The organism is Mangrovibacter phragmitis (assembly GCF_001655675.1).
GTDB lineage: Bacteria > Pseudomonadota > Gammaproteobacteria > Enterobacterales > Enterobacteriaceae > Mangrovibacter > Mangrovibacter phragmitis.
Genome location: NZ_LYRP01000022.1, coordinates 199,450 through 219,300 on the forward strand (window position 1 = coordinate 199,450; position 19,851 = coordinate 219,300).

Annotated in this window: 19 protein-coding genes; 13 read left to right on the top strand and 6 right to left on the bottom strand. The window is 49.0% G+C overall.

What is annotated here, in order from left to right; genetic code table 11:
* Positions 1 to 47 precede the first annotated feature (47 nt).
* Both xylB and dalD read right to left on the bottom strand, forming a co-directional pair.
* The gene (xylB, locus tag A9B99_RS14065; RefSeq protein ID WP_064598473.1) at positions 48 to 1,520 is read right to left on the bottom strand and encodes a xylulokinase; all 1,473 of its coding nucleotides are present in this window, start codon (positions 1,518 to 1,520) and stop codon (positions 48 to 50) included.
* A 9-nt stretch (positions 1,521 to 1,529) separates the two neighbouring features.
* Positions 1,530 to 2,897: a D-arabinitol 4-dehydrogenase gene (gene dalD / locus A9B99_RS14070; RefSeq protein ID WP_064598474.1), complete on the bottom strand. Its 1,368-nt coding sequence runs from the start codon at positions 2,895 to 2,897 to the stop codon at positions 1,530 to 1,532.
* A gap of 218 nt (positions 2,898 to 3,115) precedes the next feature.
* On the opposite strand from dalD, the gene A9B99_RS14075 reads away from it, so the two are divergent.
* The 11 genes from A9B99_RS14075 to A9B99_RS14125 all read left to right on the top strand — a co-directional run bounded on the left by A9B99_RS14075 (position 3,116) and on the right by A9B99_RS14125 (position 11,738).
* Positions 3,116 to 4,057, top strand: coding sequence for a sugar-binding transcriptional regulator (locus A9B99_RS14075; protein ID WP_064598476.1), 942 nt, complete (start codon positions 3,116 to 3,118; stop codon positions 4,055 to 4,057).
* A 598-nt stretch (positions 4,058 to 4,655) separates the two neighbouring features.
* Positions 4,656 to 5,636, top strand: coding sequence for a 6-phosphofructokinase (locus A9B99_RS14080; protein WP_064598995.1), 981 nt, complete (start codon positions 4,656 to 4,658; stop codon positions 5,634 to 5,636).
* An 11-nt stretch (positions 5,637 to 5,647) separates the two neighbouring features.
* Positions 5,648 to 5,962, top strand: coding sequence for a PTS sugar transporter subunit IIB (locus tag A9B99_RS14085; protein ID WP_064598479.1), 315 nt, complete (start codon positions 5,648 to 5,650; stop codon positions 5,960 to 5,962).
* Entirely contained in the window at positions 5,955 to 7,322 is a 1,368-nt protein-coding gene (locus tag A9B99_RS14090; protein ID WP_064598481.1) for a PTS sugar transporter subunit IIC, read from the top strand. The genes A9B99_RS14085 and A9B99_RS14090 overlap by 8 nt, the downstream gene beginning before the upstream one ends.
* Positions 7,309 to 8,151 (top strand): class II fructose-bisphosphate aldolase, encoded by an 843-nt coding sequence (locus A9B99_RS14095; protein WP_064598483.1) that lies wholly within the window; start codon positions 7,309 to 7,311, stop codon positions 8,149 to 8,151. Before A9B99_RS14090 ends, A9B99_RS14095 begins: the two co-directional genes overlap by 14 nt.
* A 69-nt stretch (positions 8,152 to 8,220) precedes the next feature.
* Positions 8,221 to 8,490 (top strand): hypothetical protein, encoded by a 270-nt coding sequence (locus tag A9B99_RS14100; protein ID WP_064598486.1) that lies wholly within the window; start codon positions 8,221 to 8,223, stop codon positions 8,488 to 8,490.
* Between the two features lie 9 nt (positions 8,491 to 8,499).
* Positions 8,500 to 8,937: a PTS sugar transporter subunit IIA gene (locus tag A9B99_RS14105; protein ID WP_064598488.1), complete on the top strand. Its 438-nt coding sequence runs from the start codon at positions 8,500 to 8,502 to the stop codon at positions 8,935 to 8,937.
* A complete protein-coding gene (locus tag A9B99_RS14110) occupies positions 8,934 to 9,509 on the top strand; it encodes an AAA family ATPase (protein ID WP_064598490.1) in 576 nt (191 codons plus the stop codon). Before A9B99_RS14105 ends, A9B99_RS14110 begins: the two co-directional genes overlap by 4 nt.
* Positions 9,510 to 9,897: 388 nt before the next feature.
* Positions 9,898 to 10,377, top strand: a complete 480-nt coding sequence (locus tag A9B99_RS14115) for a discoidin domain-containing protein (protein WP_064598491.1) — start codon at positions 9,898 to 9,900, stop codon at positions 10,375 to 10,377.
* A 211-nt stretch (positions 10,378 to 10,588) separates the two neighbouring features.
* On the top strand, positions 10,589 to 11,395 hold the full coding sequence (locus A9B99_RS14120; RefSeq protein WP_064598493.1) for a DUF6933 domain-containing protein: 807 nt from the start codon (positions 10,589 to 10,591) through the stop codon (positions 11,393 to 11,395).
* A gap of 55 nt (positions 11,396 to 11,450) precedes the next feature.
* Entirely contained in the window at positions 11,451 to 11,738 is a 288-nt protein-coding gene (locus A9B99_RS14125; protein WP_269448072.1) for a HipA domain-containing protein, read from the top strand.
* A gap of 364 nt (positions 11,739 to 12,102) precedes the next feature.
* Here A9B99_RS14125 and A9B99_RS14135 read toward each other — a convergent pair whose 3' ends face one another.
* The 3 genes from A9B99_RS14135 to A9B99_RS14145 form a co-directional block, all read right to left on the bottom strand.
* On the bottom strand, positions 12,103 to 12,387 hold the full coding sequence (locus tag A9B99_RS14135; RefSeq protein WP_064598502.1) for a hypothetical protein: 285 nt from the start codon (positions 12,385 to 12,387) through the stop codon (positions 12,103 to 12,105).
* Positions 12,388 to 12,779: 392 nt separating this feature from the next.
* Positions 12,780 to 14,105 (bottom strand): 6-phospho-alpha-glucosidase, encoded by a 1,326-nt coding sequence (locus A9B99_RS14140; protein ID WP_064598503.1) that lies wholly within the window; start codon positions 14,103 to 14,105, stop codon positions 12,780 to 12,782.
* On the bottom strand, positions 14,102 to 15,721 hold the full coding sequence (locus tag A9B99_RS14145; protein WP_064598505.1) for an alpha-glucoside-specific PTS transporter subunit IIBC: 1,620 nt from the start codon (positions 15,719 to 15,721) through the stop codon (positions 14,102 to 14,104). Before A9B99_RS14145 ends, A9B99_RS14140 begins: the two co-directional genes overlap by 4 nt.
* A 296-nt stretch (positions 15,722 to 16,017) precedes the next feature.
* On the opposite strand from A9B99_RS14145, the gene A9B99_RS14155 reads away from it, so the two are divergent.
* On the top strand, positions 16,018 to 16,740 hold the full coding sequence (locus A9B99_RS14155) for a GntR family transcriptional regulator (RefSeq protein WP_064598509.1): 723 nt from the start codon (positions 16,018 to 16,020) through the stop codon (positions 16,738 to 16,740).
* A 42-nt stretch (positions 16,741 to 16,782) separates the two neighbouring features.
* Here the strand turns inward: A9B99_RS14155 and A9B99_RS14160 are convergent, their stop codons facing one another.
* Complete coding sequence (locus A9B99_RS14160; RefSeq protein ID WP_231889197.1) at positions 16,783 to 18,381, bottom strand: DUF2235 domain-containing protein; 1,599 nt, start codon at positions 18,379 to 18,381, stop codon at positions 16,783 to 16,785.
* Between the two features lie 446 nt (positions 18,382 to 18,827).
* On the opposite strand from A9B99_RS14160, the gene A9B99_RS14165 reads away from it, so the two are divergent.
* Entirely contained in the window at positions 18,828 to 19,811 is a 984-nt protein-coding gene (locus A9B99_RS14165; RefSeq protein WP_064598511.1) for an autoinducer 2 ABC transporter substrate-binding protein, read from the top strand.
* Positions 19,812 to 19,851 lie beyond the last annotated feature (40 nt).

Genomic DNA, 19,851 nt, shown 5'->3' on the forward strand with positions numbered 1-19,851 from the left:
ATTCAGGGTACAGTGGAACCGCTCCGGCACAGAGCCGGAGGGTTTTGTTATAAAAATGAATGAGTACGGTAAGTAATGTCGTTTTGGTACAGAGCAGCGAATTGTTTATAGCGTTCCATTAGTGCCAGGTGGCGCTCGGGGTTCGCTTGCCAGGTTTTGTAGATTTCGGGTTTGCTGCACACTTCGCCCATTGGTCTTCCTGCCGCAAGGCAGGCCAGCCGTGCTGCTCCCAGTGCCCCGCCTGTTTCACCACCTTTGTGGGTGATAACGGGCATGGCGAGAATGTCTGCCAGCAGTTGTGCCCAGAACGGGCTGCGGGCACCGCCGCCAACTAATGAGCACTGCGTAATATCGGTGCCGCTTTCCTGCAGCACTCGCAGGCCGTCGGCAATCCCGAAGCTTACGCCTTCCAGAACGGCATAGCCCATTTGCGCGCGCAGGCTGGTGTGAGTTAACCCCCAGAACAGGCCGCGTGCGTTCGGGTCGTTATGGGGTGTGCGCTCGCCAGAAAGGTAAGGCAGGAACAGTGGCGCATGGGCTTTCTCGCTGTCGCTTAACTGTTCTATTTCTTCCAGCAGTGCCGTTTCGGTGGTGCCCGTCAGGCGGCAAAACCACTGCAGGCAACTGGCTGCACTCAGCATCACGCTCATCTGGTGCCATAAATTGGGCAGCACATGGCAAAAGGCGTGTACCGCCGATTCCGGTGCGGGGCGGTAGGCGTCGGTTACAACAAACAACACGCCGGAAGTACCCAAAGAGATAAATGCATCACCCGGGGAGACCGCGCCAACACCAATTGCGCTAACTGCGTTATCGCCACCACCACCGGCGACCACCACTGAAGCATTCAGCCCCCAGCGTTGTGCTACGTCTGGTGCCAGTGTTGCCGACACCGCACAACCTTCCACCAGTTCCGGCATATTGCTGCGCGACAACCCACATTTCTCCAGCAGAGTATCTGACCAGTCTCGTTTTGCCACATCCAGCCACAGAGTGCCTGCGGCATCAGACATATCGGAGACTTTCTTGCCCGTCATTTTGAAGCGCAGGTAATCTTTCGGCAGCAGCACGGTTGCTGTGCGGTTAAAGTTGTCGCTTTCATGGCGACGCACCCAAAGCAGCTTGGGTGCGGTAAACCCCGGCATCGCCAGGTTACCGGCAATGGCGTGGAGTTCCGGCGCGATTTCTTCCAGCTCTGCGCACTCCTGTGCACAGCGGGTGTCGTTCCATAAAATCGCTGGCCGAATCACTTCGCCCTGGTTATCCAGCAGCACTGCGCCATGCATTTGCCCGGATAAACCAATCGATTTAATGGCCGACCAGTGCTGGCCGCATTTCTCTTTCAGTGTCGCCATTAAATAATCTGTGGCTTCCCACCAGGCCTGGGGAGATTGTTCAGACCAGTGCGGGTGTGGCCGCTGGATGCTCAGTGGCGCACTGTGGGTGGCAACAACATGGTAGTTGTCGTCAATGACCAGTGCTTTCACTTCGGATGTGCCAAGATCAATGCCTAAGTACATAGTCATTCCTCACTGAATCAGTGTGTATACAGCGGCAATTTTCGCGCGCAGCAGAGCAGCGAAGTCTGCGCGTGAGGCCAGTTCACCAAACAGTGCCTGGTTGCTGGCATAAACAGTAATGGGGTCGGCCGCGTTGAACATGGCATGAACGGCGGGTGCATCCAGAATGCCGTCCTGGTATTCATAAGGCAGGGCACCGTTGTGCCATTGCTCCATAAACACGAAGAACAGGGCAGGCAGCATCGCGGTGGCATCCGGAGTGGCGCCACGCTGGTAACATTCCAGCAGCGTTGGCGTGATCATCGCCGGGATTTTTGAGAAACCATCTGCGGCAACACGCTGGTTGGTATCCTGAATATACGGGTTGGTAAAGCGGTTAAGCACCACATCGCGGTAGCTGGCAAGGTCAATACCGTTATCGCCAAGGCAGGGAATGACATCTTCGGTGACATAACGGTTTGCAATGGCATAGATAAAATCGGTCTGGGTGCTTTCATGGATATATTGCTGGCCGATTAACGTGCCCGCCCAGGCAATACAGCTGTGGGATGAGTTAAGAATACGGATTTTGGCTTCTTCATAAGGAATCACAGAAGACACCAGTTCTACACCGGCGTTTTCCAGCGCAGGCCGGGCATCGCGGAAGTTATCTTCCACCACCCACTGAATAAAGGTTTCACCCATTACCGGGGCTTTGTCATCAATACCGGTTTTTTCTTTGATACGGGCTGGCAGGTCTGGCGCCGGGCGTGGTGTGATACGGTCCACCATGGTATTCGGGCTGGTGGTGTTGGCTGTCATCCAGTCAATCACGGCCTGTTTGCCCGTCTGTTGTAAAAATTCGATTAACCCGCCATGAAAGCGCTCGCCATTATGGCGGACGTTATCGCAGCACAGCAGGGTTAACGGGCCCGCCTGCGCTGCCATGCGCGCTTCAAGAATGCGGGTAATGGTGCCGTAAATTGTCTTGCAGGCGCCTTTCAGGTCTGCCGCCAAATCCGGGTTGCTGGTATCCAGTTGGTGCCGGGTATTCAGGTAATACCCGCCTTCTGTGACTGTAAATGCAATCACTTTGGTTTCTGGTTTAGCCCCTTCGTCAATCAGTGGCTGAAGGTTTTCCTGCCAGGGGATGAGCTTCTGAATTGAAGTGATTTCTTCGTATTTTCTTTCCCCTTCCGGGCTGACGGTTTCCAGGACATAACGGCCATTCTGTGCTTTCAGTGCCTGAAGAACGTTTTCTGAATCAGGGCGGATGTTCCCGGCGGCAATATGCCAGCGGTTATCGCCTGAGGCAATCAGGCTGTGCAGGTACCAGGCCTGATGTGCACGATGAAAAGAACCCAAACCGATATGAAGCCATGTGAATTGATTGTTCATGCTCTGTTCTCCATTAAGGTGTGGGCACACTCTATGTAATCATTTGATCAAATGTAGAGCTATAGATCACAAAAGAGCAAAAGACCGACAAAAATACAAATGACCAATAATGTGCATCTAATTGTGACAAGGGTACTTGCTTCACTATGATCTTCCCGCCAGAATGCGGGTATTGCCGGGGTAAAGTGCCCGCAGGCGCAGGAATAAGGCAGGGAAAAGTGAGTAAAGAAGATGATGCCAGGCTGGATCAAAAAGTGCGTGCGGCATGGATGTATTACATTGCCGGGCAGAATCAGAGTGAAATCGCTACCCGCCTGGGTACCTCCAGGCCAGTTGTACAACGCCTGATCGCGGCGGCGAAAGAAGAAGGGATTGTTTCAATTGGTTTGCATCACCCGGTGGCGAACTGCCTTGATTATGCGCAGTTGTTGCAGGAAAAGTACCAGTTGCATGAATGTAATATTGTGCCGGTCTACAGCGAAGACAGTATTCTCGATAGCGTGGCATTTGGCTGTTACCAGGTGATGTCCCGTTTTCTGCGAGCCGATACACCGAAAATCATTGGCATTGGCTCAGGGTTTACCCTGAAAAAAACCATTCAGCGCATCGATTTTAATTGTAAGAACGCCCGCTGTGTGGCGTTGATTAGTGCTATGGATGAAAACGGCCAGTGTAATTACTACGACGACGTTCCTCTGTTATTAGCGCGTAAACTGGAAGCCAAATATTCTCAGTGGCCGGCACCACGCTATGCACAAACTAATGATGAACACGCCATGTGGTGCTCCAGCCGCTTGTTTAATAACGTGAGTGAGTTAGCCAACCAGGCGGATGTGATTTTTGTTGGTGTGGGGCCTTTAGGTGAGCAAAGCCCCATTTATAAAGACGGGTTTATTAACCGGGCGCAACTGGATGAATTAACTGCACTGGGCTCTGTCGGCGAGATCCTGGGGCGGTTTATTGATGCCAGCGGTAACGTTGTTAACAGCGAAATCAACCAGTTGATAACCAGTTATGATATTCGTAAAAATCCCTGCCCACGTATTGGTGTGGCCTGCGGCGATTACAAACGCCCGGCGATTTTAGCCGCGTTAAAAGGGGGCTGGATTAACAGCCTGGTTACCGATGAGCATACCGCCCGCTGGTTGTTGACGCGCTGAGTGCCATTGTTTGCACCACTTTTTTTGTGCTACCAGGTTGGTGTTTATGGTGCCTGTTTTCGCTATTACATCTGGCAATTTTCGCGCCTTATTATCCCGGTAAAAATAAACAGGTGCCTTAATGGCACCTTAGACTGATGAAAAAGAAGGGAAAAGCGTGGTTTTCCCTTCTTTTTAGTTAGCAGCCGAAAATCAATGAATTGATTTTCCTGGTTTTTTATTAGGTGACATCCTTTCTTTCTGTGCGGACATGAGGTTTGTCATCAGACTCAGGTGCCTTAATGGCACCTCCTGAAAGCAAAAAATGAGGTGGTGTTCACAAATTTGTCATCTCACCTTTTGGCTATTACTCGCCTCGCTCCCTGTTCAATTCAGCTTTTTCATTTATTCAATAACTCACTGTATTTTCATAATAAAAATATATGATTTCTGCTGTTTGTTAAATCTTTAATGTGACTGAGTCCACAAAAAAACATTAACAAAACAGGTTGTCAATGTTCTGTATGGATTCATTTATCCAGTTTTTGAGATCTCCGTTGCAAATAAAGGGCTTGCAGCCAGGGAAAAATATGGGTGTCGCAAGCAATAAGGGCAAATGATGAAAATCGGTATTGTCGTAAGTGGCGGAGATGTTTCCGGGATAAATAACTTTATTTTCCAGGTGGCCAGGCTGGCGCAGGCTGATATTACGCTATTTAATGGTGGAATTTCTGGCTTATTGGAGAAAAAACACCACGAGATTTCATGGCGTGAACTGGTAGATTTCTCTATCTCATCAATGCCGGTAATCACATCCGGGAGGACGTCGAAAAAATTAATACGCTCTGAGTACAGTGAAATCAGTAAAAAACTTAAGTCACTCCATATTGATATATTAATCATGGCAGGTGGTGATGGTTCTTTACAATTTCTGAATACCCTTAGTGAATTTGGTGTTAATTGTTTTGGTGTGGGTATGACGATTGATAATGATGTATTCGGCAGTGACTACACGATTGGTTTCTCAACTGCCTGTGAACAAATCCGTCAGGAAGTATCCAAATTACGTAATACCGGCAGAGCATTACCTGGGCGAGTATTTATGATTGAAGTTCTCGGTGGGTACTGTGGCGAACTGACTTTGCAGGCGGCTATTAAGAGTAATGCCGATATAGCGTTAATTCCTGAAAGGCAGCTGCCAGTGGCTGAACTGGTATCAAGGATCCAGCATAAGCTGGCTGAACAAAATAGTGTCATCATCCTGTGCTCAGAAGGCTACACAAAGGAGTATTCGCCCGGCTTTCAGGGGGCGATAGACACTATGATAAAACAACTGGAGCCACAAATAGGTGTGCGTATCCGTAAGACCATTTTGGGTTTTGGCTTACGCAGTGGCGAGCCAAGTTGCGAGGAAATTTATCAGGGAACGATTATGGCCAGTGAAATTGTTCGTTGTATTCAGTCTGGAATGCGTAATAAAGCCATTGTTATTAATTCGAGTAATAAACCTATTCCCATTGATTTAATTAGTATGCAAAAACGCCTGGTCGATACTGAAGGGCATCATTATAAACTTGCAAGGCAGCTCAATATCCTTTGAGGAGACCCTACATGTTAAAAGTACTTTGCGTATGTGGCTGCGGCCTCGGCTCAAGCTTTGCCATTGAAATGACTGCGAAAGCTGTTCTTAAAAAACTGGAGATCCCTGCTCAAATTGAACACACCACAGTATCTGAAGCGGGAGCATTTAAATCAGATATTATCTTAACCTCTAAAACATTTGCAGATATTTTAACAGCCGACGCCAGTGAAGAAGAGGCTAAACGCGTTATTATTCTGAACAAATTAACTGATAAAGAGGAAATAGAAACAAAAATAGTTGCCTTTATGAAAGCACAAAATTTAATGGTGGTTAATCATGAATAGTGTTATTTCATTTATTGTAAAAGATTTACTTGGCCAGGCATCTATCCTGGTGGCATTTATTGCCATGCTCGGGTTGATTCTGCAAAAAAAATCACCAGGGAAAATAGCAGAGGGTACATTTAAAACGCTGCTGGGCTTTCTGATAATGATGGCAGGCATCAACATTATAGTCGCCACGCTGACTTTCCTGAACGACATTTTTACCCATGGTTTCGGCATGAAAGGGTATATCACCGATGTGGCAGCGATAGCCGGGCTGGCAAACCGCGAGCTGGGGTCCGAAGTGGCGTTAACGCTGATGGTGATATTTGCCGTCAATATCCTGGTGGCGCGTCTTTCACCCTTTAAGTACATCTTCCTGACCGGGCAGGCACTGCTCTGGATGGCAACTATCGGCACCGTTATTGGCTATAAAGCGGGCCTGACAGGTTTACCCCTGATCCTGACTGGTGGTGTTTTTGGCGGGGTCATGGCAGTGCTGATGCCTGCGCTGGCGCAACCTGTAGTACGGCGAATTACCGGTTCGGATGACGTCGCTCTGGGGCATTTTTGTACCATTGGCTACCTGGTTCAGGCGGCGGTGGCAAAGGTTGTTGGCAAAGGCTCCCGCTCAACTGAAGACCTGGTGCTGCCGGATAATTTCAAGTTCCTGCAAGATACCTATTTGTCTATGGCGGTGGTGATGGTGCCCATGTACCTGATCCCGGCACTGGCGGCAGGCCCTGCATATATTGCCCAGTTTGCTGGCGGTATGAACTACCTGATGTACGCGTTTATGCAATCTATCCAGTTTGTCGCTGGTGTCTTTGTTCTCTATAGCGGTGTGCGTTTACTGCTTAATGAACTGGTGCCCGCATTCAGGGGAATTGCCATGCGTATTGTGCCGGACGCTAAACCCGCTCTGGATTGTCCGGTTCTCTTTCCCTATGCCCCCAATGCAGTGATAGTGGGCTTTCTGGCAACAACAGTGGGTTCTATTATCGGCATGCTGGTCTTCCCGATGTTCGGGATGGCGATGATTCTTCCCGGGTTATTGACGAACTTTTTTGCAGGTGGGACCGCTGGTGTTTTTGGCAATGCGCTGGGAGGGCGGCGTGGAGCCATGATTGGTGGTGTTGTCCATGGCCTGTTTATCACTTTCCTGCCGTCTGTGCTGGTGCCGATGCTGGAAAGTTACGGTTTTAATGGCGTCACATTCAGTGACTCAGATGTGATCAGTTCTGGCCTGGTGCTGGGGCATGCATTCCAAAATAACTGGTTATTTGTTGCCTTATTTATTGTGTTTGTTGCCGCCCTTGCCTGGTTTGTAAATGGTAAGTCTGTTAATCCTAAAGGGGAGAAAGGTCATGAGCCTGCTTAATTTCAACGATATTTTACGTATTGCTCAGGAACGACAATTTAAGGCAATTGGTTCATTTAACTTACATTGTATTGAAATGCTGCCTGCCTATTTCCGGGCTGCAAAAAAAACGAACAGTCCGTTAATGATTCAGATATCTACCGGAACAGCACAATATTTGGGTTATAAATTGCTGGTGGATTCTGTTTGCTCTCTGGCGGAAAGTGAGAATGTGCCAACTTGCCTGCACCTGGACCACTGCACGGATATTAACGCGATTGAAACAGCGATGAATGCCGGTTTTACATCTGTGATGTATGACGGTTCCCATCTTAGTATTGATGACAACATTGCGAATACGCGTATTGTGGTGGAAATGGCTCGCCCGAAAAATATCACAGTAGAAGGTGAGTTGGGAGCGATTGGTGGCTCGGAAGATGGCAAAGCCGTGGCAGATGAAGACATCACCATTACTACCGTGGAAGATGCTGTGCGCTTTGTGCATGAAACGCAGGTTGATATGCTGGCGGTCTCTGTTGGCACGGTACATGGCCTGTATACGGGTAAAGCGCAAATTCGCCATGAACGGTTAACTGCAATCAGTAAAGCAACTGGCACGCCGCTGGTATTACATGGCGGGACGGGTGTCAGCGATGAAGATATGCGCCTGGCGGTGACCGAAGGGATTAATAAAGTGAATGTGGGTACAGAAATGAATGTCCAGTGGGTAGGGCAATGTAAAACCACGTTTGAAAAAGGAAAAGTGAATGACAGTGTGCGGAAGTTTTTAATTCCGGCAAACGAAGCCGTTACGCAGGTATTAATGGAAAAGATCGCACTGTTTAAATAAATACCCCTTATTCTTTTGTTTTTATCACTCACCCTGGTGCCCCGGCACCCGTCGGGGCTGGAGTCGGCTATGTTTAATTCGCTAAAAGCATTATGGCAAAAAGCGCCAGTGAACCAGGAAGATAATAATCAGCAGGCACAACAGTTGTCTGAACAAATAGCTCTGCTGGAGCAATCTCTGGCACAACAGCCAGATAATGCTGAAACACAGAAAGCATTAATGCTTGAGTACAACCGTGCACTACGTGCCTATGCCGCAAGCCCTGTTTATCGGCCACAGGTGGAGACGTTGTTTACACGAATTGATGAACTGCGAAATATTATTCGCCGTAATATTTAGGGAGTGCGCATGTCCATTAAAGATTTGTTGCTGGAAGCAGATGCTATCCAGGTCGGTGTAGATATTGATAACTGGCAGGATGTGATTCGCCGGGCTGCCAGCCCATTAGTGAATAAAGGTTTTATTTCACACAATTATGGTGAAGCCGTAATCAAAAATACGCTCGAACACGGCGCGTATTATGTTTTTGATGAAGGTATTGCGATACCTCATGCCCGCCCTGAAAACGGTGTTTCCCGCACCTGTTTTAGTCTGGTGTTACTTAAAAACCCGGTCAGTTTTGCCGGAAGTGGCGCGGCAGATATTGTTATTTTATTTGGTGCTCAGGATAGCAATACGCATATTGAAGAGGGGATTCGCGCAATTGTCGATTTACTGGATAACGATGTCCGGTTGTCCAGCCTGCGGGCAGCGCGCAGCAAAGAGGAGGTGGCAGCATTGCTATGAAACAGTTACTTAGTGCTGAACAAAAAACCGTCATTCTGGTTAATGGTATTCCGGCATCAGGAAAAAGTACCGTCACCCAGGTGCTTTCACAGCAATTCGGCCTGCCCTCACTGACGCTGGATGGTATCAAAGAGCCTTTTATGGCGCAGTTCCCGGCCATAGATCGCCAGCTTAACCGCCAGCTTGGGTGCGCGGCTTATGCCGCTATCTGGTCAGTTATTGCTACGGCACCAGCAAACTGTATCTGGCTGGTTGATGCCTGGTTTGGGTTTCAGCCCCGTGAGCAACTCCAGGTTTTTTTGCAACAGGCCCGGGTACGCGAAGTGCTGGAAATCTGGAATCAGGTTTCACCGGAGCTGGCTGTATCACGCTATGCCCGGCGGCTTGAGCAACGTAAACCGGGCCACCCGGGAGAAGAGTATTTGCCAGAACTGGCTTTGTTAGCGCAATCTGCCCGTCCAATGAGCCTCGGCCCGGTGTACACATTTGAGCAGGATGAAGACGGTGGTGATTCAGGGGCACTTTTTAACTGGGTTACGCACCATATAGCCAGTGGAGCATTGGTTGAGTGAGTGCACTGGCAGGGGCAGTCAGGCGTATTTTTACCATAGCGCCTGGCTTGTTCATATTGTTGTTTACCTGGCTCGTTGGGGAGACGGTTTACCATGAATAAATTGATTACGTTATGTGAACGGCCTTGCGTGTTTATTTAATCGTATATTCAGTTAATACAAGCATTAATTAACCAGTGCAATTGTAATTAATTTTGCTATCCGGAAGTGCATTCCGGTTATAAAAAAACAGGAAATCCACCACAGTTTGTAATTTTATTTCGCCATACCTGTTTGTTCTGTTGTTTTCACTCCGGCATTCCGGTTTATTACGCTGCGTAGCATTCGTATCAACCGATACTGTGCCTTACACAACATACCCGCATATTGACTTATTAAGGACAGCTCTATGTTTAAAGGACTGGTTAGCGCAGCACTCTTACTGGCATGCTCTGCAACAGCGTTCGCCACCCAAATCAGTGGCGTTACGGCTTCTGGTTTTGATGAAAAGAACGGCCACAAGCCTGAATTTATGCTGGATGGTAACGCTAAAACCCGGTGGGCCGTAAGTGGTAAAGGGAACTGGGCTGTGTTCCAGTTAGCCGATGAAACGGAGATTCATAATATTGTTCTGCATACTTTTAAACCAGCAGAGCGGCGGCTTAAGTTTGATTTGCTGGTTTCGCAGGATAACCAGGACTGGGTCACACTGGCACAAGGGGTTCAGACATCGACGGTGTCACTGCATGGCGAGAAATTTGTGGTTAATCCGGTTAAAGCTCGCTGGATAAAACTGCAGGTTCATGGCACAGATATCAACTCATGGAGTTCGTTACACCAGGTCGCTGTAAATAGCGATGAAGCGTTGCCAGAAACCATGCTGAATTAACACCTGCCGGTGGTGAACCGGAAAGGCTTCAGAAAAGTACCGTTGTGCATAGAATGCCGGGTCGTCATAATGGCTACCCGGCATTTCACAGCAAAACAGCGAAGTCGGGCTGGTGTTGATTGCGAACCTGCAACAGTTCCTGTCGCAGCCGGGTAAAGGTTTTGCTCTTATTGCGTCCCCGTGTTTTGTCTGAACAAAAAGGAAAACCGCCATGTTAGTGTTTAACTGCACCAAAACGGCAGCGGAGTTTTTTACTGTGACACGTCAGGGTAAAAAACAGTCGCCGCTGGAAAAACCACCAACACCGGCGATTATTGATACTCAGCACGAAAACCTGCCCGTCAGTTCATGGCTGGTGCATGCCATTAAGGTTCAGCGTAAAAATGTGTTAATCGCCATGCATGTACATACTCGCTACGCTATGGTGTTTACTGGCCTGCAAAAAGGTAACTACGCTGAATTTTCCAGGCAGTGGCTGGAGCGGCTGTTTAATAACATGCAGTTCTTCGGTAAACAATTTGAGCTGTGCGATGAAACCAGCTTCCATACGATGGTTGAGCAATTTATTCGCCAGAACCCAAACCCCTGTTTCTGCCAGCGCGGCGACAGAAGCGTTCAGAGCCATATTTCTGATGTCGTGTGGAACATTGAATATCTGGCTGATGAAACGGGCGGGTTGCCTGAAGACCTGGTGCAGGCGTCATTATTTGATGAGTCGATAAACAGCACACTGCGCTCCACTAAAACGCATAAAGACTATTTCCACCCCGATGAAGAGATGTTTCTTGAGTGGATAAGCCAGTATGGCAAACTGGACCGCAGTGAAGAGCCGCAGGTTCGGGAGTATTTCCGCGCCCTGCGCCTGCAAATGCCGCCTTTATTACCAGTCCCAGAACACCAGGATGAAATGCAGGGCATAACAGAGACAGTGTTGCGGAATAATTTTGAAGGTAAGCCTGCGCGTGTGGATAACGTGATTGATTTTCAGCAGGCCAGAGCCAATAAAAAGAGCAAGTAACTGCATGGTAATCAATTACCTGAAGTAAGTTCGGGTTGAACTGAGCGCACCCCGTATCACGAGCCAAACTGAAGTTGAAACCATGTTTCGTTACATAGTGTTTAGTTGCTCTATTGGTAATGGCGATGCGCACCTAAAGAACTTTGCTTTGCAGTACTCGCCTGATACGCCACAGATTTTTGTTTCACCACCATTTGATATCACTCATACGCTTATCTACGACACCATAGATAACAAGATGGCGCTTAAGCTCGCAAGCAGTAAGGCGTTCACCGATAAATCCCATTTGCTGAAGTTGGCTGAGGGAAAAGAGTTTCGCATCAGAAAGTATGAATTTATTTAATTCATTTAATTCATGCCATATTAACTGGAGACGCCAGCAGTCACCTGCCCGACCGGACTATGCTCCATTGCTGGCATAACGACAGTCGAATAAAAACGCTGGTATGGCAAAACGTACTGCTGGGTGGTGTTTATTAACAGGGGATAATCTTACAGGTGAAATTGCAACCAGAATCCGTGGGTTGAATAAGCTGAATTGTTTCAGCTATTGGGCTTTTTTTAAAGCGATTCTGGCTCAGTTATGCTTGCCGGGGAATAACCAGATTATTCATTATTGGGCGGCTGATTAATATATTTCCCCAGGTAGTGAACCAGCATAAAGTGACTTTATGGCAAAGTAAAGTGTGCCATTAGCTGGAACACCTTCAATGGTGGGTTTCTGCCAGTGGCAATGGCACAGGCGGGGTGGCATGCAGTGCGTTTAAGAACAGGGTTACCGCGTTCTCAATCACTAAAGGGGTGCCAGTGATATTTTTGGTATAGAAAGAGATTGCCAATTTTTCAGTGGTTGCTTTAGTAATATGCACAAAATAATACTCGGCTAAACCATAACTGGCTTTCAGAATTGCGTCTTTGTCGTACTGGGTTTTATCCAGTAACAGAGTAAAATACTCACCCAGTGAGTTAGAACCTTTTACTACAGTTTCCATTGTCAAAACCTCACATTAAGCCCATCGCTAAGTTGCCTTGCAACGTAGTGCGGCTGAGAAGCAAACCTGAGCCGGGAAAATCTAAATAGTTGTTTGTGATATTTCTCCGCGTTTTGGGTGGTGTGCATTTTGATTTAAATCACTATGTTGTTAATTAAGCACTGCACCGGTGTTATTGGCTTTTATAGTATATTTTTTAAACGAAAAAAATTCCTGTGTATCATGCTGAGTATGGTTCTCTTTCTGGTTGCTTTTCTTATGGTGGGAATCAGTTGCAGCATTATCTGCCATATAAATATTGTGCTGCCTGGTGGGGATAATCAGCGCGGGTTGGCCGTTATACGGTTCAGGGGTGTTGCTTCCCGGGTAAACGGGAAGCAACAAAGGAAGGGTTAGTTTAATTCAGGCCAGTAAGCTTTATTCGCCTCAATAAGGTCATCGAGAATCGCTTTGGCGACACTGGCGCTGGGCACCGTTTTCGACAGGGTTATTGCCTGCCACAATTTTTGGTAGGAATGCTCTTCCCAGGCATCCACCACCAGTTTTTCAACCGCCACCTGCTGGCTCATCATTCCCTTTTGGAAATGCGGAATCTCGCCTACGGTAAGGGGCTCCGGACCATTCTTCCCAACCAGACAGGGGATCTCCACCATGGCATCGGCATCAAAGTTGGCAATGGCGCCGTTGTTGGGAACAATCAGCAACATGCGTTCCTGGGTGTTGAACGCAATGGCGGCAGCCAGGTCAACAATGTAAGAAGCATGCTCGTCGATTTCCAGTTCTCCCGCGCTGGCGTTCCCGGCTTCAATAATGGCCCGGCAGGCACCAAACACCTGTTTTTCACGGTGGTCCATTACTTCGTTTGCCCGTGTTCTTTCCGGGTTGGAGTGGGCCACCACATAATCCGGGAACAGGTAATACTTCAGATAGGTGTTGGGCAGGGTTGCGCTGTCCAGCGCCTGAACATCTTTCGCTTTGGCGAAGGTATCGTTCCAGCTGGCTTCGGTATGGGTATCTTTTGCCGGGGGAACATAGCCGTGTTGTGCCACATAGGCTTTCAACTGTGGCATTAAATCGTTGCCGGCCAGGTCTTCTATCTGTGTCCACCAGCCGAAGTGGTTCAGGCCATAGTAGCGTACACGCATCTGTTTGCGGTCTTTGAGCCCAACAATTTGCGCCATGCGCCCTTCAATGCCGATTGGCATGTCGCAAATATTAAGGATTTTTGCATGCGGGCGCAGTCTGCGGGTGGCTTCAGCAACAATGGCGGCCGGGTTGGAGTAATTCAGCATCCAGGCATTGGGGGAGTATTGCTCCATGTAATCCACCAGTTCCAGTACGCCGCCAATAGAGCGCATGCCGTAGGCAATCCCACCCGGGCCACAGGTTTCCTGGCCCAGAACACCATGGCGCAGGGGGATTTTTTCATCCTGCTCACGCATTGGGTATTTACCCACGCGGATATGTGCCATCACAAAGTCCACGTCAGTAAAGGCTTCTTTTGGGTCGGTGGTGTAGCTGAATGCAATATCAGGCGCCTGCTCCTGCAGAATAATTTTGCAGGCTTCGGCGATAACTTCCTGGCGTGCGCCATCGTTGTCATAGAATTTCAGCGCGCGTAATGGGAAACGGTCCTGGTTCGCCAGCAACATGAGCACAATGCCTGGGGTAAAAGTGCTGCCGCCTCCGGCGATTACCACTGAAAATTTATTAGTCATACTGCCTCCGTCATGGTGTTGGATTCATTCGTTAAAGGGTTGTTCATCAGGCTTTCCAGTTGCTCCCGCACCTGCGGAACATGCAGCCCGACAATCACCTGGATACTGTTGCCATGGCGTACCACGCCATGAGCACCAAGGGCTTTGAAAACGTCGTCACTTTGGGTTTGCGCTATATCTACCAGGGCAATGCGCAGGCGGGTGGCGCAGTTATTGATGCTGTCGATATTGGCGGCTCCGCCCAGCGCTTCCAGGAACCCAAGCGCCTGGCCGGTACGGGTATCTCTGGTGGCAGGGGCCGGGTTTTTACCGCGGGCTGCCTGGTAGTCGGCCTTGCTGTACAGGCGCACTTCACTGTCTTCGCGCCCTGGAGTTTTCAGGTTGAGCCGCAGAATCAGAGTGCGGAACACCACAAAGTAAAGTGCGGTGAAGCACAGGCCGATACCTATCTGGGTGAACATCATGCCGCTGTGGTGGTGGAACATGGGGATCCAGTTCTGGGGTAAAAACTGATCCAGTAAGCCGCCGCCAAAGTTGCCAACCACGCCACACAGGTACATCACCGTTGCCATGCTGGCAGCCAGCACAGCATGTACAGCGAACAGCAACGGGGAGATAAACAGGAAGGTAAATTCCAGTGGTTCGGTAATGCCCACCAGAACGGCGGTGAGTGTGGCCGGGATCAGCAGCCCGGCGACTTTTACCCGGTTTTCGGGCGCGGCGGTGAAATAGAGTGCCAGGGCAATCCCCACAGAGCCAAACACCTTGGAGTTACCGTGTAAGGCAAAACCCCCTTCAGGAAACAGCACTTTCAACGGTTCGCTGCTGTTGCTGAATGCCTGTAAATGTTGTGCCCAGTAAACCTGAATACCGCCCTCGACTGCTGCCGGGCCAAAGATAAACGGGCCATAGATAAAGTGGTGTAAGCCGGTAGGGATCAGAATACGTTCCAGAAAGGTATAGATCCACACGCCAGTGGCACCAGCAGTGCGTAAAAATGCCTGTAATGATTCAATACCCATCTGGATTTTCGGCCAGCCCAGTAATGTTAGCCAGGCACAAGGGATCATGACCAGAAATGCAATAATCACAACAAATGATGTGCCCTGAAAAATTCCCAGGAAAACAGGTAAGGGTTTATCAAAAAAGCGGTTATGTAATGCTGTAACTATGCCAGATATTGCAATTGCGCCAATAATACTGGTGTCGAGAGTTTTTATTCCGGCTATCAGTGTCAGCCCACTTCCTGCAACGGGATCCTGAGTAAAATCTACGCCGAAAAAATTTCCCCAGGTCATTCCCATGGCATTAATAAAATAGTTCCAGGTGAGGAAACTGATGAGTACGGCAAGGCACGCTCTGGCCTGAGCCTGCTTTGCCAGGCCAATGGGCAGGCCGACGGCGAAAATCAGTGGCATATTGCGAAATACGCTCCAGCCACCTTCTTCGATAATATGAACAATTTGTGCAAATAAGCTTTCAGGCGCGGTCAGTGACTCCCCGACAAAAAGCGGGTTGCTGAGCATAATAGCTATGCCAACAACCATTCCTGCAAATGGAAATAATAATACCGGGGTGAACATCGCACCGCCGAAACGTTGTATTTGACTGAGCATTGTAAAATCCTCACATAAACCAACCGGGTAAGAGGCCTTATTTCATTGTCGTGCTGGCCGGTATTGAGAATAAGAACTGGCGCATGGGGTGGCCGGGTGAGAAAACTGGGTTTGTGATAGCTCTCAAAGTTTTATTTCAGTACCTGATGTCTACTTTTTATCGTAAAACCAGACAAGTGCAGGAATCGGTTGGGAATATGTTGCTGTTATCGATGTTAATTATTTGTTTTTGAATAATTTTATAATAGAAATGCCAGTTCATTTTACTCATGGCTGAGGCAAAAAGAGGTCCAGTAGTGATCTACAAATCTATCGCGGAAAAATTACGGGTACGGCTTAATTCATCGGATTATGCTGTGGGCAGCCCATTGCCTGGTGAAAAAGCACTGGCGCAGGAATTTGGCGTTGCACGCATGACAATACGTAACGCGCTGGATTTGCTGGTGAACTGGGGGCTGGTGGTTCGCCGCCATGGTAGCGGCACCTTTGTCGCCCGCAAAGATGTTCATCATGAAACCAACAGCTTATGTGGCCTGGCGGAAGTGCTGCGTCTGCAGGGCAAAGAGGTTGTCAGTCAGGTGCTGAAATTTGAGGTAATGCCCGCGCCCCCGGCAATTGCCCGGCAACTGCGGGTGCTGGTCAATGAGCGGATTTGGTTTTCCCGCCGTCTGCGCTATGTGGATGGCAAGCCTTTGATGCTGGAAGACAGCTATATGCCTGTCGCACTGTTTCCTTATTTATCGCTGGCGCATCTTGAAGGGTCGAAATTTGATTATATTGAGAAAGAGTGCGGGCTGACTATCAGTGGCAACTATGAAAGCCTCACGCCCGTGCTGGCAGACCGCCAACTGGCTGAACAGTTAAATGTTGCTGAGCACACGCCTTTGCTACGGATAAGTTCATTGTCTTATAACGACAGCGGGGTATTCCTCAATTACTCAGTAATGTACCGTAATACCCGCGAATACCAGGTGGATTACCATTTGCGCCGCAGTGCGCCGCACCAACCGGTAGTGTGAGTGGCTATGGAGCAGCAGGATACCCGGCTGCTCCAGTGCTTATTACTCACAGGTTACGGTCAGCGTGATGCTGCCGCGATTATTGTGGTAAGTCTGCCATGCATCATTGGCGAAAGCGTAGAGGTAGCCACTCGCCTTAGGTGTGAAGGTGGTTGTGTCACCAATCAGAAAGACTTCATGGGGTAATTTTTCATCCTGCTGGCTTCCCGAAGGAACATCGTTGGCAACCATACCAACCAGCGCGAACCAGGGATGCTCTTCCTCACGTTTGGTGTACCAGAAATCAGCAGTATGGTTTTGGGTGAATTTTTGGTAGAGCGTTTCGGCTTTCCCTAACAGGGATGAAACACTGTGTGCCATTTTACTTAACTGAAATTTTCCGTCATCACAGCCAGCCGGACCACAGGGAATATCACCATCCACCCATTCGCCCTGCGCCTGAAAGTGCCAGGTTTTCCCGGCTTCCAGGTACAACCCGGTTGCATTCCAGTGCTCACGGGCAAACACCGTGACAGTTTGTTTTTCTCCCGTCGCTAATACTTTTGTGGGCCAGTAGCCACCTTGTGCCAGTGGTGGGTTGTTGTGGCGCTCTATTGCCGATGAATGCAACTTGTTAGTTTGTGTGGTAAAGCAGGGCACATTACGCGGGCGGGTTTTCAGCGATTTAAAAACACCGGTAACAGAATTATGCAGGTAGCCCAGATAGTCCGGATGAAGTTGCGCCATGGTATTCGGGCGAAACGCCAGACCACAGTTTTTGGCTTCTTCCATCATCCATTTCAGCGCCCCGTCTGATAACGCGCTTTGCCCATAACCCCCGCCAACATCAGCATGTACGCCGGGAAACCAGAGTTGCTTCATATCTGTATGAGCTGCTTCATTGTCCCACAGGGTCGGCGAAAAACTTTGGCGTTTTTCATCAATGGCAATGGCGTGGCGCGCGTGCTTCACTTTGTTACTCAGGCTGGTATCGTGGAAGCGGTAATTGTCCGGGTTGTCGAGAAGATTGAGCAGGGCCATATCATCCGGCACCCCCAGCGCACCGACTGTGTCCCACACGCCAATGAATTCAATACTGATACTGTGCTTAGTTGGTGTGCCCAGCGGTGTATCAAAAAAGGCTCGCTGAGCGGTAGCGACCACTGGCTTAGCTTTATCTTCTGGCGTTTTGTAGGTATCGAACAGGTCTTTAATTGCCGCCCAGCGTTGCTTTTCATCCATTTGCGATGCCACCGGATTCAGCAAACCACAGCGGGCAATCATTCCGCCAAGGCTGCGCACGGTCCAGGCGCCACGGCTGAATCCAAATAACCAGATACGCGCTTCTGGCTGGTAATTCTGTGTCAGCCATCCGTAAGCACTCATGATATTTTCATTCAACCCTGCGCCGGTGCCGCCTCCAATCATGCGGTGAAACCAGGTGCCGTCGGTGCCAACTCCGGGGTGATAATAGCGGTGTTGTGTTGGGGAGGTTTCCAGCGCGTTATAGAGTTTCACCACATTGGTGGGAGCCGGAAGGTCGTCGTCCATTTGATCCGGTGTATTCCAGGTACCATCACAGCAAACAATGAGATTGAGCATGATTTTATCCTGTGTGTCGTAGTGTTTTTCGTCGCCGTTAACAGCTGGGTAATTATCCATTTATAGTTCATGGTTATTACACTTTGGCTATTTTTATTCAGACTGTGCGATATGTGCAGATGTCATAATTGACTCAAAATATCACTTTATTCATACCTTCTTCGTATTTTGTGAAAAACCGGCTAAGGGTCTCAATAATAATCATTAAAACGGCATGCCAGCGCTGGCATCTGCCGGGTTTTGCACTACGTCATATTTCACGGATGCTAATTTTTCACGTAATTCCCCGTTAATTTTTCATCAGGGCGTGAGTCTCATCACATAGAAAAACAACAGCTATTTTATCCATATTTCCAGCAGGATATTTCCGGCGTGCCAACTATTTTCAAATCTGACTATCGTTAAAAAAACGTAACAAAATCATGATAGGCGGCAACATTTCATGGTTGGTTGTGTATGCCGCATTTTCTTACCGCTGTTCTGACGAATAAATAATGAGGCTGAAAATGAGTAAGCAATTTATTGCCAGTATGTTGTCTGCATTACTGATGGGAGCGGCTGCGTTGTCTGCGCCGCTGCACGCTGAAGAAAAAACGGTGGTGAATATTTCCAAAGTCGATGGTATGCCCTGGTTTAACCGCATGGGCGAAGGAGTGGTACAGGCGGGAAAAGACTTTGGCGTGAATGCCTCTCAGGTAGGCCCGGCCAGCACCGATGCGCCGCAGCAGGTTAAAATTATTGAAGACCTGATTGCCCGCAAAGTGAATGCCATCACCATTGTGCCGAATGATGCCAACGTGCTGGAGCCTGCGTTCAAGAAAGCGCGCGATGCCGGTATTGTGGTGCTAACTAATGAATCCCCCGGTCAACCCAGTGCCAACTGGGATATTGAAATTATTGATAACCAGAAATTCGCGGCTGAATACGTTGAGCACATGGCGAAGCGTATGGGCGGCAAAGGGGGCTATGTTATCTATGTTGGCAGCCTGACTGTGCCGCAACATAACCTGTGGGCTGATTTACTGGTGAAATACCAGAAAGAGCATTACCCCCAAATGCATGAAGTGACCCGCCGTATGCCGGTTGCGGAAAGCGTGGATGATTCACGCCGCACCACACTGGATCTGATGAAAACCTACCCGGACCTGAAAGCCATTGTCTCCTTCGGTTCCAACGGGCCGATTGGCGCAGGCCGTGCAGTGAAAGAAAAGCGTGCGAAAAACAAAGTGGCGGTGTACGGCATGATGATCCCGTCTCAGGCTGCTTCGCTGATCCGCAGCGGCGATATCACTGAAGGGATCACTTACGATCCGGCAACTGCCGGTTATGCCCTGACGGCTGTCGCCAGTACGTTGCTGAATGGCGGCACCATTAAGCCCGGGTTTGAAGTGAAGAACCTGGGGAAAGCGGAAGTCGATATGGATAAGCACATCATTCGCTTCCACAAAGTGTTGTTGGTGAATAAAGACAATATCAATTCGCTGTATTGAGTTTGGTACCAGGCCCGGGGGCTGTTATGCCCTCTGGCCG

Coding starts and splice junctions, on each gene's coding strand:
- dalD (WP_064598474.1), bottom strand. CDS start 2,897: ATGAACAATCAATTCACATGGCTTCATATCGGTTTGGGTTCTTTTCAT.
- A9B99_RS14095 (WP_064598483.1), top strand. CDS start 7,309: ATGAGCCTGCTTAATTTCAACGATATTTTACGTATTGCTCAGGAACGA.
- A9B99_RS14120 (WP_064598493.1), top strand. CDS start 10,589: ATGTTAGTGTTTAACTGCACCAAAACGGCAGCGGAGTTTTTTACTGTG.
- A9B99_RS14145 (WP_064598505.1), bottom strand. CDS start 15,721: ATGCTCAGTCAAATACAACGTTTCGGCGGTGCGATGTTCACCCCGGTA.
- A9B99_RS14090 (WP_064598481.1), top strand. CDS start 5,955: ATGAATAGTGTTATTTCATTTATTGTAAAAGATTTACTTGGCCAGGCA.
- A9B99_RS14140 (WP_064598503.1), bottom strand. CDS start 14,105: ATGACTAATAAATTTTCAGTGGTAATCGCCGGAGGCGGCAGCACTTTT.
- A9B99_RS14135 (WP_064598502.1), bottom strand. CDS start 12,387: ATGGAAACTGTAGTAAAAGGTTCTAACTCACTGGGTGAGTATTTTACT.
- xylB (WP_064598473.1), bottom strand. CDS start 1,520: ATGTACTTAGGCATTGATCTTGGCACATCCGAAGTGAAAGCACTGGTC.
- A9B99_RS14110 (WP_064598490.1), top strand. CDS start 8,934: ATGAAACAGTTACTTAGTGCTGAACAAAAAACCGTCATTCTGGTTAAT.
- A9B99_RS14160 (WP_231889197.1), bottom strand. CDS start 18,381: ATGGATAATTACCCAGCTGTTAACGGCGACGAAAAACACTACGACACA.
- A9B99_RS14100 (WP_064598486.1), top strand. CDS start 8,221: ATGTTTAATTCGCTAAAAGCATTATGGCAAAAAGCGCCAGTGAACCAG.
- A9B99_RS14080 (WP_064598995.1), top strand. CDS start 4,656: ATGAAAATCGGTATTGTCGTAAGTGGCGGAGATGTTTCCGGGATAAAT.
- A9B99_RS14105 (WP_064598488.1), top strand. CDS start 8,500: ATGTCCATTAAAGATTTGTTGCTGGAAGCAGATGCTATCCAGGTCGGT.
- A9B99_RS14115 (WP_064598491.1), top strand. CDS start 9,898: ATGTTTAAAGGACTGGTTAGCGCAGCACTCTTACTGGCATGCTCTGCA.
- A9B99_RS14085 (WP_064598479.1), top strand. CDS start 5,648: ATGTTAAAAGTACTTTGCGTATGTGGCTGCGGCCTCGGCTCAAGCTTT.
- A9B99_RS14165 (WP_064598511.1), top strand. CDS start 18,828: ATGAGTAAGCAATTTATTGCCAGTATGTTGTCTGCATTACTGATGGGA.